General features: G+C 43.5%; 16 protein-coding genes and 1 other annotated feature. Of the genes, 7 read left to right on the plus strand and 9 right to left on the minus strand.

Annotated elements, in window-relative coordinates; all coding sequences use genetic code 11:
- Positions 1 to 19 precede the first annotated feature (19 nt).
- Positions 20 to 1,645, minus strand: a complete 1,626-nt coding sequence (locus ACQYAD_RS03640) for a putative polysaccharide biosynthesis protein (RefSeq protein WP_430235671.1) — start codon at positions 1,643 to 1,645, stop codon at positions 20 to 22.
- 206 nt (positions 1,646 to 1,851) lie between these two features.
- Between ACQYAD_RS03640 and ACQYAD_RS03645 the strand changes: the two genes are divergently transcribed.
- On the plus strand, positions 1,852 to 3,123 hold the full coding sequence (locus ACQYAD_RS03645; protein ID WP_430235673.1) for an NAD(P)/FAD-dependent oxidoreductase: 1,272 nt from the start codon (positions 1,852 to 1,854) through the stop codon (positions 3,121 to 3,123).
- Between the two features lie 8 nt (positions 3,124 to 3,131).
- Here ACQYAD_RS03645 and ACQYAD_RS03650 read toward each other — a convergent pair whose 3' ends face one another.
- A complete protein-coding gene (locus tag ACQYAD_RS03650) occupies positions 3,132 to 3,317 on the minus strand; it encodes a sporulation protein Cse60 (RefSeq protein ID WP_430235675.1) in 186 nt (61 codons plus the stop codon).
- Positions 3,318 to 3,466: 149 nt separating this feature from the next.
- Here ACQYAD_RS03650 and ACQYAD_RS03655 point away from each other — a divergent pair, with 149 nt between their 5' ends.
- Both ACQYAD_RS03655 and ACQYAD_RS03660 read left to right on the plus strand, forming a co-directional pair.
- On the plus strand, positions 3,467 to 3,856 hold the full coding sequence (locus ACQYAD_RS03655) for a hypothetical protein (protein ID WP_430235678.1): 390 nt from the start codon (positions 3,467 to 3,469) through the stop codon (positions 3,854 to 3,856).
- Entirely contained in the window at positions 3,856 to 4,329 is a 474-nt protein-coding gene (locus ACQYAD_RS03660; RefSeq protein ID WP_430235681.1) for an FAD:protein FMN transferase, read from the plus strand. The genes ACQYAD_RS03655 and ACQYAD_RS03660 overlap by 1 nt, the downstream gene beginning before the upstream one ends.
- Before the next feature lie 47 nt (positions 4,330 to 4,376).
- Here the strand turns inward: ACQYAD_RS03660 and ACQYAD_RS03665 are convergent, their stop codons facing one another.
- From ACQYAD_RS03665 to ACQYAD_RS03685, 5 genes are all read right to left on the minus strand, one after another.
- Positions 4,377 to 4,682 carry a rhodanese-like domain-containing protein gene (locus tag ACQYAD_RS03665; RefSeq protein ID WP_430235684.1) on the minus strand — a complete coding sequence of 102 codons (306 nt, stop codon included), beginning with the start codon at positions 4,680 to 4,682 and terminating at the stop codon, positions 4,377 to 4,379.
- A gap of 54 nt (positions 4,683 to 4,736) precedes the next feature.
- Positions 4,737 to 7,154 carry a leucine--tRNA ligase gene (leuS, locus tag ACQYAD_RS03670; protein ID WP_430235688.1) on the minus strand — a complete coding sequence of 806 codons (2,418 nt, stop codon included), beginning with the start codon at positions 7,152 to 7,154 and terminating at the stop codon, positions 4,737 to 4,739.
- A gap of 60 nt (positions 7,155 to 7,214) precedes the next feature.
- Positions 7,215 to 7,455, minus strand: a binding site (T-box leader).
- Between the two features lie 73 nt (positions 7,456 to 7,528).
- Positions 7,529 to 8,704, minus strand: coding sequence for an MDR family MFS transporter (locus ACQYAD_RS03675; RefSeq protein WP_430235691.1), 1,176 nt, complete (start codon positions 8,702 to 8,704; stop codon positions 7,529 to 7,531).
- Between the two features lie 170 nt (positions 8,705 to 8,874).
- Positions 8,875 to 9,054, minus strand: coding sequence for a glycogen biosynthesis protein GlgD (locus ACQYAD_RS03680; RefSeq protein ID WP_430235695.1), 180 nt, complete (start codon positions 9,052 to 9,054; stop codon positions 8,875 to 8,877).
- 14 nt (positions 9,055 to 9,068) lie between these two features.
- A complete protein-coding gene (locus ACQYAD_RS03685; protein WP_430235698.1) occupies positions 9,069 to 9,332 on the minus strand; it encodes a YtzC family protein in 264 nt (87 codons plus the stop codon).
- Between the two features lie 193 nt (positions 9,333 to 9,525).
- On the opposite strand from ACQYAD_RS03685, the gene ACQYAD_RS03690 reads away from it, so the two are divergent.
- Together ACQYAD_RS03690 and ACQYAD_RS03695 are read left to right on the plus strand one after the other, a co-directional pair.
- On the plus strand, positions 9,526 to 10,488 hold the full coding sequence (locus ACQYAD_RS03690) for a TIGR01212 family radical SAM protein (protein WP_430235701.1): 963 nt from the start codon (positions 9,526 to 9,528) through the stop codon (positions 10,486 to 10,488).
- The gene (locus tag ACQYAD_RS03695; RefSeq protein WP_430235704.1) at positions 10,485 to 11,063 is read left to right on the plus strand and encodes a tRNA (mnm(5)s(2)U34)-methyltransferase; all 579 of its coding nucleotides are present in this window, start codon (positions 10,485 to 10,487) and stop codon (positions 11,061 to 11,063) included. The genes ACQYAD_RS03690 and ACQYAD_RS03695 overlap by 4 nt, the downstream gene beginning before the upstream one ends.
- A gap of 11 nt (positions 11,064 to 11,074) precedes the next feature.
- Here the strand turns inward: ACQYAD_RS03695 and ACQYAD_RS03700 are convergent, their stop codons facing one another.
- Together ACQYAD_RS03700 and ACQYAD_RS03705 are read right to left on the minus strand one after the other, a co-directional pair.
- The gene (locus tag ACQYAD_RS03700) at positions 11,075 to 12,175 is read right to left on the minus strand and encodes a tetraprenyl-beta-curcumene synthase family protein (RefSeq protein WP_430235706.1); all 1,101 of its coding nucleotides are present in this window, start codon (positions 12,173 to 12,175) and stop codon (positions 11,075 to 11,077) included.
- Positions 12,176 to 12,187: 12 nt separating this feature from the next.
- Positions 12,188 to 12,991 carry a lysophospholipase gene (locus ACQYAD_RS03705; RefSeq protein ID WP_430235709.1) on the minus strand — a complete coding sequence of 268 codons (804 nt, stop codon included), beginning with the start codon at positions 12,989 to 12,991 and terminating at the stop codon, positions 12,188 to 12,190.
- A gap of 162 nt (positions 12,992 to 13,153) precedes the next feature.
- On the opposite strand from ACQYAD_RS03705, the gene ACQYAD_RS03710 reads away from it, so the two are divergent.
- Together ACQYAD_RS03710 and ACQYAD_RS03715 are read left to right on the plus strand one after the other, a co-directional pair.
- A complete protein-coding gene (locus ACQYAD_RS03710) occupies positions 13,154 to 13,684 on the plus strand; it encodes a gamma carbonic anhydrase (protein WP_430235712.1) in 531 nt (176 codons plus the stop codon).
- Between the two features lie 44 nt (positions 13,685 to 13,728).
- Positions 13,729 to 14,574 (plus strand): C39 family peptidase, encoded by an 846-nt coding sequence (locus ACQYAD_RS03715; RefSeq protein WP_430235714.1) that lies wholly within the window; start codon positions 13,729 to 13,731, stop codon positions 14,572 to 14,574.
- The last annotated feature ends 87 nt before the right edge of the window (positions 14,575 to 14,661 follow it).

Here is a 14,661-nt window from a genome sequence, read left to right on the forward strand (position 1 = left end):
TTCACCCCCTAAGAAACAGTTAAACTGGCAGGCGCAGCTTCCGCTTAATGCTGTCAACCCTTGAACCAAATAAGCGGTATGCCAGCTTTGATTTTAAACTTAAGTAAAAATAAATTCCCGCACCGACTGCTCCACAAACCAAAATAATGATAAGTGATTGGATCTTAGAAGAAGCTGGGGACATGAACAGCAACAAAAGTTTATACGTTACTTCCGTTCCAATCCACATCAATCCCGCAAAAATAACAATCAGCAAACTTCTGCGATAAACCAACCGAAATGGATAGCGTGAAAACACTTTAATCACAATCAGATTAATTAGAATAGCTGCGGAATAGCCGATGGCAGTGGCTAATACAGCTCCCTTCGTTTCCATCATCCGAATGAGCGGAATATTCAAGCTTAACTTTAATAATAAGCCGACAAGCAGGCTTAAAATGGTAAAACGCTGCTCATTGATCCCTTGTAAAATAGCGGCCGTTACGGAATAGAGTGAAAATAAAATCGCTACTGGCGCATACGCTCCCAGCACACCGATACCAAGCGGATCATGCTCATAAAAGACCGTATAGACAGGCTCGGCTAACAGCGACAGGCCAATCGCTGCAGGCAATGTTAAAAACAGCAATACTTGAAATGCCTGGTTGAGCTGGTAATTCATACTTTGGCGGTCGTGCTCAACAAATGCTTTTGTGATGCTTGGCACAAGTGTCAGCGAAAAAGCGGTCGCAAGGGAAACAGGAATAATGACGATTTTATGCGACTCGAAATTCAAAATCGAAAATGCCGTCTCCGCTACCTTTATCGGTACAATTCCGGCCATTGCCCGACTAAACGTAAACTGGTCAATTAATTGAAACAATGGATTGGCAATGCCGACAAACACAAATGGCGCAGCATACACAAGAATCTCTTTATAAATCTGCCCCAAGGAGATTTGTACTGTCCCCTTGTCTTCTTTAAGCAGTTCATCTAAATAAGGTTTACGTTTATACCAGTACCAGAAGAGCACAAAGAGACTCCCAATCGCACCAATAAAAGCGGCAAACGTTGCCACACTCACCGCCCTAACCATACCGGATCTCATCCAGTTTAACACTACATACGCACCAATGAGCGTGAAACCAATCCGGACAATTTGCTCAACCACTTGAGAAACAGCTGAAGGCCCCATCGATTGGTGCCCTTGAAAATAACCTCTGATCAAGCTCATAAACGGTACAACAATCAGTGCGAAACTGACCGCACGAATAACGGTCGCTACTTCATTTACAGAAAATGATTGCTCTTTGTCGTTCGAATTTATACTCATCTCCGCAACAGCCGGCGCACTGAGATAGAGGATTAAAAACGCAACAATCCCGGTTGACATCATAATCAGTAAACCGGATTTAAACAGCTTCCTGCCAACAGCGTATTCTTCAAGCGCATTGTATTTTGATATAAATTTTGAAACCGCAAGCGGAACTCCTGCCGTTGCGATGCTGATAAAAATGGTATATGGAACATAAGAAAACTGATAAAGCTGGGTCCCATGTTTTCCAACAATTTGGTAAAATGGAATCACATAAAACAAACCTAGAACCTTGGAAAGAATCGTACCAATCGTTAAAATGAACGTCCCTCTTAAAAGCTTTGATGACATAAAAATCCTTCTCCTTACATAAAAAAAGAAGTGCAAGTTCGACTTTTTTTGCACGATACTAGTAGTGTACAACTTCTCAACCCACAACGCTACACTCGTATAAGGCAATTTTATAAAAAATCTTTTAAAACGAGATTTCCGAAAAGGTATGATATGATCAATTCTAGTTTACCCTTAATGGAGAATCTGCAAAAGTTGGTGAAATAATGAAATACGATGTTATTGTGGTAGGCGGCGGCCCTTCCGGTTTAATGGCGGCAATCGCTGCCGGTGAGCATGGAGCAAAGGTGCTGTTGATTGATAAAGGAGACAAGCTTGGCAGGAAACTTGCCATCTCGGGCGGTGGACGCTGCAATGTCACCAATCGCATGCCCATTGATGACTTGATAAAACACCTTCCTGGAAATGGAAAGTTTTTATACAGCGCTTTTTCGATTTTTACTAATGAAGACATTATTGCTTTTTTTGAAAAAATGGGCATTGAGCTGAAAGAAGAGGATCATGGCAGAATGTTTCCGGTCACCGATAAAGCGCAATCCGTTGTCGATGCCCTTTTGGAAAAATTATCATCTTTCCATGTGGCCATTATGGAAAATTCCCCTGTTTCCGATGTGATATACGAAAATGGCGAAACGGCTGGGGTACGTCTAAAAGACGGACGGAAAATCGCAGCCAAATCGATTGTCATTGCCGTTGGCGGCAAATCCGTTCCCCACACCGGATCTACCGGGGATGGCTATGCCTGGGCTGAAAATGCCGGCCATACAATCACCGAGCTGTTCCCTACAGAAGTGCCGGTTACTTCAAATGAACCATTCATTAAAAACAAAACGCTTCAAGGTCTGTCACTTAGGGATATTTCGTTGAGCGTACTGAATCCGAAAGGAAAGCCAATCATTTCCCACCGGATGGACATGATTTTTACCCATTTTGGGATCAGCGGGCCGGCCGTTCTGCGCTGCAGCCAGTTCGTCGTGAAAGCGATGAAGAAATGGAAGCTTCATGAAGTAACGATGAGCTTAGACACCCTTCCGGATCAAACGGAAACGGCTATTTTTGAAGAAATCAGCCACTTGCTGAAAAACGAGCCCAAAAAGAGCATAAAAAATACGCTGAAAGGGCTGCTGCCCGAGCGATATCTCCTTTTTCTCCTTGAAAGAAGCGAAATCGATGCGAATGCTCAAGGTGGAACGAGTTCAAACGAAAAAGTGCGGGCCTTTGCAAAAAACTGCAAGCATTTTACCTTTACTGTAAATGGAACGCTGCCGCTTGAAAAAGCGTTTGTGACCGGCGGCGGAGTATCTGTGAAAGAAATTGAGCCGCAGACAATGGCTTCAAAGAAGATGGCCGGCCTTTATTTTTGTGGAGAAATTCTTGACATTCATGGCTACACAGGCGGTTACAACATTACGGCAGCGCTTGTGACAGGAAGAATTGCTGGAACAAATGCGGCAATTACAGGAAAAAATCGGTCCTGAGCTTGTTTTCAGGACCGATAAATAATCATAGCCGTAAAACAATAGATTTGTTCTTCCTCTTCATCCTCTGGAAGGGCGGCAACATTGTATTTAATATCAATGAGTTTCTTTTCATCGATTTCTTTTAAAAACCGATTCATTTCCCACTCCAAATCTTTTTCATGTTCGCGGTCAAATAATTTCACCTTAATCACGATCCAGTCTCCTTCCCTTTTTTCTTTTATTCTGTCCACTTTTCTAAATTTTTAAAATATTATTTTGTGAAGATTTTAAGAAAATTTTAAGATAAACCTTGTATAGTTTTTGTAGTCAATCGATTTACCATTTGAGGGGAGCCAGAAAATTGAACCAAAAACAATACACTTCCTGGGGAGTCAGTTTCGGCAGTCTTGCATTAGTAGCCGGAATGGTATCGTACTTAGGAATAACAAACGGCGTAAAACCGAATAAATCAAATCGATCCAATCAGGTGCCAGCGACCAGCCAGCAGCAAACATCACCAAGCCAAAGCAACGGGGGTAATTCGAGTGATGGCAAAGCCCTTAATCCGTCAATTGATCAAAGCCAGCCATCATCCTTTTTCTCAGATGGGAGCAATTCCTCAACCAGCGATAGCAGTACATCATTTGACAATGGGTCACAGTCGCTTGATGAGCGCAATAACTCATTTTCAAATGATGGCACCTACAGTCGCCGCTATGGAAGATTTGACACAACAACGGGCGGTTCCTGATGAACGAATATCGTTTCAATTCGATGAGCACCATGGTGCATATTTCGATTACAAGGGAACTTTTTGCAAATGATCTCATGCCAGTTTATAAAAAGTTTGAACAAATTGAAGATCTTTGCAGCCGATTTCGTCCTGATAGCGAACTTTCAAGGATAAACCGTCAAATTGGCAAAGAGATCCCCGTTTCAGAGGAGCTTTATACCATTTTTGAGGCGGCGCTTCGCTTTTATGAGGAAACCGATTTCTTGATTCTCACCATCGTAACGTCAAAGGCCCGTAAAAAAATCGGCTATCAAAGATGGCGAAAGTTGCATGCCCTTAACCCGTTTCTCTATATTTTTGTCACCGTGCACGGCCTGTTAAGCGGCACTGATTTTCAAGGAACAATTCTTTCAGTCGTCAATTTGGCGCCACTCTTGATGATGGGAATGATGATGCTGGAGAAAAAAGAAAAAGCGACTGCAGCGAATTAAAAAGCCGGACTCATTACAGAATCCGGCTTTTTGTCTTTTGAGCAAGTTTATTTCGTTTCTCCCGTCCAGTTCATCATCCCGCCAACCATGTTGACGACATTGTAGCCCTGGTTGTGAAGATAGTGACAAACGTTTCCACTCCGTGCACTTGAACGGCAGATAAAAATATATTCTTTGTTTTTATCAAACTGATCCAGTTTTGCCGGGATATCTCCCATTGGAATATGCTTTGCTCCAGGAATCATCCCTTGCTCAACTTCATCGTATTCCCTGACATCAACAAGCTCAAGCTTCTCTCCTGCTTCTAGCTTTTTCCTCAATTCCTCTGGTGTGATTGTTTTGATTTCGCTCATTTTCATACCCTTTCATTTGGGAATATCCCTCGATGCGCGAAAGGGATATTCAGATTAATTGGCGACGATGTTCACTAATTTCCCCGGAACGGTAATCACTTTGCGAACCGTTTTTCCTTCAATCTGCTCTTTTACTTTTTCATCATCCATTGCCAATTGTTCCAACGTTTCCTTTGTAGCATCTGTCGGAACGGTAAGCTTATGCTTCACTTTTCCATTTACTTGAATAACGATTTCGACTTCTTGATCCACAAGTTTGGATTCATCATAGGCAGGCCATGCTTCATAGGAAATCGTTTCACTATGGCCGAGTTTTTCCCAAAGTTCTTCCGCAAGATGAGGGCAAATCGGCGAAAGCATTTTGACAAAACCCTCCATATAATTCTTTGCTAGAACAGTGGATTTATACGCCTCATTAATAAACACCATCAATTGCGAAATCGCCGTATTAAAACGCAAGCCCTCCAAGTCTTCCGTCACTTTTTTCACCGTTTGATGATAAACTTTTTCAAGACTTGCCGACTCTTCACCCTCTTGAATTTTTGGATTTACGCTTCCATCTTCTTCAACGAACAAGCGCCAAATCCGGTCAAGGAAGCGGCGTGCTCCGTCAAGACCGTTGGTTGACCAGGCGATTGAAGCGTCAAGCGGCCCCATAAACATTTCGTATAACCGCAGTGTATCGGCACCATGGCTTTCGACAATCGCATCCGGATTGACAACATTCCCTTTCGACTTACTCATTTTTTCATTGTTTTCGCCTAAAATCATGCCCTGGTTGAATAGTTTCTGGAATGGTTCTTTTGTTGGAACAACGCCAAGATCATACAAGAATTTATGCCAGAAACGGGCGTAGAGCAAATGAAGAACCGCATGCTCGGCGCCGCCAATGTATACATCGACCGGAAGCCATTCATCCAGTTTTTCACGGGAAGCAAGCTCCAGACTATTTTTCGGATCAATATAGCGCAAATAATACCAGCAGCTTCCCGCCCATTGCGGCATCGTATTCGTTTCACGGCGCCCTTTTTTGCCTGTTTCAGGATCAACAACAGTTACCCACTCCGAGATGTTGGCAAGCGGCGATTCCCCAGTTCCTGATGGCCTGATTTCTGTTGTTTTTGGCAGCATGAGTGGCAACTGGTCTTCAGAAACAGCCGTCATCGTTCCATCTTCCCAATGAATAATCGGAATTGGTTCACCCCAATAGCGCTGACGGCTAAACAGCCAGTCGCGCAGGCGGTAGGTCACCTTCTTTGTTCCAATCCCTTTTTCCTCCAGCCAGGAAATCATTTTCTGAATGGCATCTGTCTTATTTAAGCCATCCAAAAATTCTGAATGAATATGCTCACCATCACCGGTATAGGCTTCTTTATCAATATCACCGCCAGCTACTACTTGCTTGATCGGGAGTTCAAATTGTTTGGCAAACTCGTAGTCCCGCTCATCATGGGCAGGAACCGCCATAATCGCACCCGTTCCGTAACTGACTAATACATAATCGGCAATCCAAATCGGCATTTTTTCATTATTGGCCGGGTTGATCGCATAGGCTCCGGTAAACACGCCTGTCTTTTCTTTCGCCAAATCTGTCCGTTCCAAATCGCTTTTGCTTTTAATTTTTTCCAAATAAGTATCCACTGCCAGCTGCCGTTCTGGAGTCGTGATTTTGCTTACAAGGGCATGTTCTGGCGCCAACACCGCGTAAGTTGCTCCAAAAAGAGTATCCGGTCGGGTGGTGAACACAGTAAAGGATTCATCATGATCGGCAATCTTAAACGTGACCTCAGCACCCGCTGAACGGCCGATCCAATTGCGCTGCATATCTTTAATGCTTTCAGGCCAATCCAATTCTTCCAAATCTTCAAGAAGGCGGTCGGCGTAAGCAGTGATTTTCAGCATCCATTGTTTCATTGGCCGGCGTTCGACCGGATGGCCGCCGCGTTCGCTTTTTCCATCAATGACTTCTTCATTTGCCAAAACCGTGCCAAGAGCGGGACACCAGTTTACTGCTACTTCATCAATATAGGCGAGTCCTTTTTTAAAAAGCTGCAGGAAAATCCATTGGGTCCATTTGTAGTACTCCGGATCGGTTGTATTCACTTCCCGGTCCCAGTCATATGAAAACCCAAGCGACTTAATTTGCCGGCGGAAATTATCAATATTTTTCTTTGTAAATTCAGCCGGGTCATTCCCTGTATCCAATGCATATTGCTCTGCTGGCAAACCAAAGGCATCCCAGCCCATCGGATGAAGGACATTATAGCCCTGCATTCGCTTTAAGCGGGAAAGGATGTCTGTCGCTGTATAGCCTTCAGGGTGGCCTACATGTAATCCGGCTCCGGAAGGATAGGGAAACATATCAAGCGCATAGAATTTCCGCTTGCCTTTTTCTTCATTTGTTTTGAACGTTTTTGCTTCTTCCCATTTTTTCTGCCATTTCGATTCGATTTGCTGATGATTGAAGCTCATGGACTTTTCCTCCTAATTTCTCCAGCCTGGCTGGGCAAAAATAAAAAACCTCCCATCCCCAAACGGGACGAGAGGATTATGTAACAATCTCCCGCGGTACCACCCACATTAGTGCCAAACAACACTCGCTTTACTCAACCTTAACGCGGCAAACGGCAAACATTACTTTTCGGTAGCACCGAAAACTTTCATGTGTGCAACTCCTAAGGCGAGTTCATGAACTTCCCGGTTGGCTTGCACCTGCCGCCAACTCTCTACCATTCGGGAATGCATCATTACTACTCCTCGTCATTGTTATTGTCAATATGAAAAGTATACGGTTATTTTAATAAACTTTCGGGTTGGATGCAAGTTTTGGCAAAAACAGCTTGATTTTAAGCTTCATTTTCCCCCTCCGTTAAACCTCGATCATACGAAACCGTCGTGAAAAGTGAAAGGATAAATAAACCAATCAACACAAGAAACAGCATTGACATTCCATACAGGTCAACGAGCATTCCGCCGAGAAGCGGTCCCACCATCCGGCCGCCTGTTGCAGTGCTGTTCACAATGCCCTGGTAAAATCCTTCCCTCCCTTTTGGCGACAAATCAAATGCCACAGTCGGTACGGCGGGCCAAACAAACATTTCCCCAATCGTTAAAATCACCATTCCGGCCACAAAACCGGCAAACGCATCAGCAAAACTCGCCACTAAAAAAGAAAGAATAAAAATAAAAATTCCAGCCATCATTTGGATTTTTAATGTTTTTGCAAAGTGTTTTATAAACAGTTGAATCACCGGCTGACCGAGGACAATGAAAGCGCCGTTTAGGGTCCAAAGCAGACTGTATTGTGTAAGCGAAATATTGATTTGCTGTGTGTAAGCTGCGATCGTGGTTGACCACTGGACATAGGCAACCCAGCATAACAAATAGCCTATACTGAGAATGATTAATGCGCGCAGATTCCGATTGTTTTTAAATGACAATTTCGCAGGCTTGGAGGCGGTTCTTTTGCCAGCCTGAACAGACATGCCTTTATAGCCGAAAACGGCAATCAATAAAAAGACAATATAAAGAAGGGTATTTGACAGAAAAATGTACTGAAAAGAATAATCTGCAACAATCCCGCCTAGCGACGAGCCGATTGCGACACCGAGGTTTTGGGCTACATAGATTGCATTAAAAGCTTTTCGCCCGCCTTCTTCCCAGACAGATCCTGCCATCGCATACATAGCCGGAAAAATTATACCGGTTCCAAATCCGATAATGATAAGGAAAACAACATATTGCGGCCAACCATGCCAAAGTGTTAATCCAATGAGTGCAAGCAAGGCGATGCCAATTCCCAAGAGGATGGAACGGTATCCGCCAATTCGATCGAACAAACTCCCGCCAACCAGATTGCCGAGCACACTGGCTGCCGAGTTGAGCATGAGAACGATACCTGCAACAGAGAGCGATTTCCCTAAAGAATCGTGAATATAGATTGTATTTAACGGCCATAGAAATGAATTGCCGGTGACATTCACAGCCATTCCAATCACTAAAAGCCATACCGCACGGGGCATAAAAAGAGCTCCTTTTATTTTCAATTTCAAAACAAATGCTATTGTAGACTTTTTTCAAAGGAGGTGCAATCATTTTTTCGGAATCGCTACTTCGTTTTTAAGCCAAATGGTCCCTTTTTTATGCGAAATGAAAATAAACACCCTTAACATTGCTGTTAAGGGCAAATTTTTTAGGATGATTGTTCCGGTTCTGGGTGGAATTTTGATTTTACAGGCTGGCCGCCGGATTTTTCATATTTCTTTTTTGCTGTTTTGACTAGGTCGTAATCCTGGCCCAGCTCCAGATCTTGATTGTTTTGACCGTTTCGCGTTTTTTGTTCAGGGTTTTGTTGCTTTGACCGCTTTTTCAATTTCTTATCCCCCTTTATTGATCTTGGAGAATCAATGTATTTTGCAGCTGCTGAATTTGCAGCCTCATGCGGTGAAGCTGCTCACGCTGTTGGGCGTTTGCACTGTGAGCCATTTTTGCCAAATCATGATAGGCCTCTTCAAGCTGTTGCAAAGCAGCCGTGTAATTGTCATTGTTGTAATGCTCTTGAAGGCTGCTTTCCTTGAATTGATCTTCGGCATAAGCAATCGCATCTTCGCATTGTTGCAGTAAATTTTCGACTGATTCACGAGTAGCCATCTAAAAACCCCTTTCAAACTGCATTGAAGCATCTTGCTTCTTTTCTTATTGTGTTCACAATCATCTTTCCTATCACGCAGTGAAACAAATAAATTCTGGTAAGCCTTTTGGAAAAAATCTTCCCATTGGCGATGCCAATCACTTCATGTTACAATTTTTCGTATGACTTATTTTTTAAAAAGGAGGGTCTGGAATGATTCAGGCGAAACCCTTTCCATATACAGCAGATACTAAACGATACCATACTTGGAATTATCATCTTCGCCAACAGTTTGGCCATAAAGTATTTAAAATTGCTCTGGACGGCGGCTTTGATTGTCCAAACCGCGATGGCACGGTTGCTCATGGCGGCTGTACATTTTGCAGCGCCTCAGGATCCGGCGATTTTGCTGGCAATCGTGCCGATGATCTTGAAAAGCAATTCCGTGAGATAAAAGAAAAAATGCATACAAAATGGAAAGATGGCAAATACATGGCCTATTTTCAGGCGTTCACCAATACGCATGCTCCCGTTGATGTACTAAGGGAAAAATATGAAACCGTATTAAAACAAGATGGCGTTGTCGGCCTTTCGATTGCTACCCGACCTGATTGCCTTCCCGATGACGTTGTGGACTATTTAGCGGAGCTGAACGAACGGACGTATTTGTGGGTCGAACTTGGCTTGCAAACCATCCATGAGCGGACAGCAGTATTGATTAACCGCGCTCATGATTATCAATGTTATGCAGACGGCGTCAAGAAATTACGAAAGCATGGCATTCGTGTATGTTCCCATATCATTAACGGCCTCCCGCTTGAGTCAAAAGAGATGATGATGGAAACAGCACGTGAAGTGGCCAAGCTGGACGTCCAGGGGATCAAAATTCACTTGCTGCATCTTCTAAAAGGAACGCCATTGGTTAAACAGTACGAAAAGGGGATGCTTGAATTCCTCTCGAAAGAAGACTATGTAAACTTAGTATGCGACCAATTGGAAATTTTACCGCCGGAAATGATTGTTCACCGCATTACTGGAGATGGGCCGATTGATCTGATGGTCGGTCCAATGTGGAGCGTTAACAAATGGGAAGTATTAAATGCGATTGATGCAGAACTGAAGCGGCGCGACAGCTGGCAGGGTAAATCTTATCAAGCAGCGGGGAATGCACGATGAAGCTTGAACGCGTTCTCCCCTTTGCGAAAAAATTGCTCGAAAACGCAGCCGGGTTCGGCGATATCGTGGTAGACGGGACAATTGGAAACGGGCATGATACCCTCTTTTTAGCAGAGCTTGTCGGCGAGAACGGTATCGTTTATGGTTTTGATATCCAGAAGGCAGCCCTGGTGGTGACAGAAGAACGGCTTCGGGAGCATAACATGCTTGAACGTGCGGTTCTAATTCAAAAAGGACATGAAACGGTAAGCACCAGTATTCCTGAAGAACATCACGGAAAAATCAAAGGAGCAATCTTTAATCTCGGGTATTTGCCCGGCAGCGACAAAACGATCACCACCAAAGCCAATACAACAATTGCTGCTGTCGAACAGCTGCTCGACATCATGGCACCTGAAGGCATCATCGTGCTCGTGATCTACCACGGCCATCCAGAAGGTGCAAAAGAACGTGACGCGCTTTTAAACTTTTGTTGCCAAATCGATCAAAAAAAGGCCCATATTCTTCAGTACCAATTTATCAACCAAAAAAACAACCCGCCGTTTATCATTGCAATTGAAAAAAGCCAGGCATAGCGCCTGGCTTTTTATTTAAAGATCAGACGGGTCAATCCGGCCGGGACCCATTTTTGTAGCGAGCGATAGGCTCGTCCATTTAGATAGAAAAAATAACTGATCCTTCCCCCTGTTTTAATCATTTCTTTTGCCAGCTTGCGAACATTCTTTTGCCGCTGAACCTTTTGATCGGAAAGGTACACTCCGAGCAAACCGCGGTTGATCAGCTGATGAAATTTTTTATCAGGAAGCTTTTCGGTATGGCGATCCGCTTCTGTTAAAAAATGCTTCAGCCGTTTAAACAGCTCGTCTTCACTCGAATAATAAAAACAAAAATTCAAATCCCCTCCTGTCCGATCTTCTTCCTGATCAATAAAATAATCAAGCAAAATATGCAAACCTTGGATATAAGGAAAATAGCCGCTGCGAATCTTTTCGGCATCTTCTTTTTGAAAATCATCCCTTAGGGCATAGGAAACCAAGCTGAAAATCCCAAGCGTTGAGCCGGAACAAGCGGAAAATTCGTACCATTCCATTTCTGGCAATTGCTGGCGGTATTCCTCATGCCAGTGTTGCAGGCGAGGTACGCGCTCCTTCGGGATCACATGTTTATGAACTTGCAAATCACAATAATAAAGGCAAAGTTCATCCAAATACGTTTTTATGTAAGCGAAATGAACAGGCTCAAGTTCCCGTAACACGGTTCGGCACGTTTCCGCCAATTCATTTAAATAATTGCCATCATTTTGATCATTCCGAAGCCGGTAATAATTTTTCCAATCCGCTTCGAGCGACAAAGCATCAGCCATTGAATGATGAAGCACCGCAAAATCATCCGGGTCAAGCGAAGTGGAGCGGTCGCAAAGATTATCCAAATAATCGCTGATTGTTTGATAGGCAACAATAAATTTAACCGCAGTCCTGTACTTTTCACCAGCCATCAAAGCGAGTATGGCTCCCCCTTCACAATGAAATGTTTTGCCGCCAATACTTGCCAATGCCTGTTTGCGCAGCTCAGGATTGGGAATCTGCTGCGCCCGGCTTTTCCAATAATCCAATTCCCGATGAACAGCCGGGAAAATTTTCCGATACACTTGCACCATTAGATTAATTGGTGCCATCGTCAATGACATCCTTCTACACCTCTAAACAATATAGCCAATCGATTTTAGCTGACTGATGACAAAATCCTTTGCGTATTCAAACACTTCATCCCGCTCCGGTTCATTAAAAATTTCATGATAGCATTTTTGCCATTCCTTAAACCGTTTTTCCGACAGCGGTGCTTGATTAAACCATTCCCTGACAACCTGTTTGTTGACAATTTTGTCATCGCCTCCCTGCATGACAAGCATTGGCACATCTTGAATTTTCTCAAGGTTTTCAAAGGCATTCTTCATTGCTACTACAAGCTCGCGATACCAGCGGATCGATACTTTTGTGACATACAAGGTATCATTCAAATCTGCTTCGCGAACATCCTCGTTTCTTGTTGCCATCTCGACGGTTAAACCTGAATTCATTTTCAGTTTTGGGTAAATGACATTTAACCCAAGCGAGAGAATATTTAAAAAATTGGATGGCGTTTGAACCAATCCTAAACATGGAGAGGATAAAATCACGCCAGCAAGATTAAGATGCTCTTCCTGCAGCAAACGAATAGCAATCAGCCCGCCCATACTGTGTCCAAGCAAAAAGACCGGCAGATCATACGTATAGGCCGCCTGGATCCAATCTTTCACTTCAAAAATGTATTCATCAAAGGAATCAATATGGCCCCGGCGCGACCTTGTTGTCATACCTTGGCCCGGAAGATCGCCCATAATAATATGAAAGCCTGATGTCCGCCACATTTCGATCAGCCAGCCATAGCGCCGATGATGTTCCATTGCGCCATGAACCATCACGATCACCGCTTTTGCTTCGCCTTCCGCTTCCCACTTCCACATATTTCTTCCTCCTACAATCCGCAAAAATAAAGTACTATTAGATATAGAAAAGATCTCCGATATTCTTATAATAAAAGTACTATACCATAAATACATAAAAAACTTGATACAAAAGGTCTTTCAAAACGAACACTGTAACTTTTTAAAAAGGGGAGAACGATCATGATATATCCATACAAAGGTAAAACACCGAAAATTGCCGATTCCGCCTATATTGCCGACTATGTCACGATTACCGGTGATGTTGCAATCGGGGAAGAGTCAAGCATTTGGTTTAATACTGTGATCCGCGGTGATGTGGCACCAACGATCATTGGACGCAAAGTGAATGTCCAGGACAATTCCGTTTTGCATCAAAGCCCAAACAACCCGCTTATTTTAGAAGATGAGGTTACGATCGGCCATCAAGTGCTCCTGCACAGCTGTATAATCAAGAAAAAAGCGCTTGTCGGCATGGGTTCCATTGTGCTGGATCAGGCTGTAATCGGCGAAGGCGCATTTATTGGAGCAGGAAGCCTCGTCCCTCAAGGCAAAGTCATTCCTCCGAACACGTTGGCCTTTGGCCGCCCTGCGAAAGTCATTCGTGAACTGACTGCCGAGGACATTGCCGATATGGAACGGATTACAAGAGAGTACGCCGAGAAAGCCGCTTACTATAAAAGCATTCAAGCGAGCAGCCATACATCTAAATAGTATTCTCCAATAGACGATTAAAATGATTAGGTGGTCTCATTATTTTGATTTCAATTGCACTATTTATTCTGTCAGCTATTCTTCTATTGCTTTTAATCCGAAAAAGCAGCTATTTTTTAAAATTTTTCATGTTTTCACTACTTGTGGCTGCTTTCTTATTTGTGAATGTAAAAAATGGACATGTCGCCATGGCATTTTCCTCGTTAAAAAACTGGATTCAGGCGACTAACCTAAAAGAAGGCGACCTTTCGGAAGCGCAGGATCCATTTCCGATTGTCAAAATTAAAGATCGGGTATTGCTGAATGCCCCAGCTGTTTCACAGTTTCCCGAACTGCCGCGCGGCTGCGAAGTGACCAGCCTTGCGATGATGCTCAATCAAGCCGGGATTCAAACAAACAAAATGGAACTGGCTGAAAAAATAAAAAAAGATCCGACCCCATTGAAAATTGACAATGGGCAAATTTTTTACGGAAACCCGAATGATGGTTTTGTCGGTAATATGTATGATTTGAATCAGGCAGGGTTCGGCGTGTACCATAAGCCCATTGCTGAACTTGCCAATTCGTTTCTGCCTGGAAAAATAAAGGACTTAACCGGAGCCAGTTTTGAAGAACTAACAACCCATTTATCCGACGGTCGATCTGTATGGGTGATCATCAATACAAGCTTTAAAAAACTGGATGACAATCAGTTTCAAACGTGGGATACCCCAACAGGGAAAGTAAAAATCACCTACAAAGAACACTCTGTCCTGTTAACTGGATATGACAAACAGTTTGTCTACTTCAATGATCCATTGTCAGGCGAAAAAAATAAAAAAGCTCCCTTAAAGGAGTTCGCAGATGCGTGGGTGCAAATGGGCAGTCAGGCAATTACCTATTTTCGTTAAAAGGAATGGGCACCTGTCCGATCATATCAGAAGGGAATCCCTTGGATCATTCAGCAAAAGCGGACCGATGCAATAATTGCATCGGTC

The sequence above is a fragment of the Neobacillus sp. SM06 genome (assembly GCF_050496765.1).
GTDB lineage: Bacteria > Bacillota > Bacilli > Bacillales > Cytobacillaceae > JAEVLT01.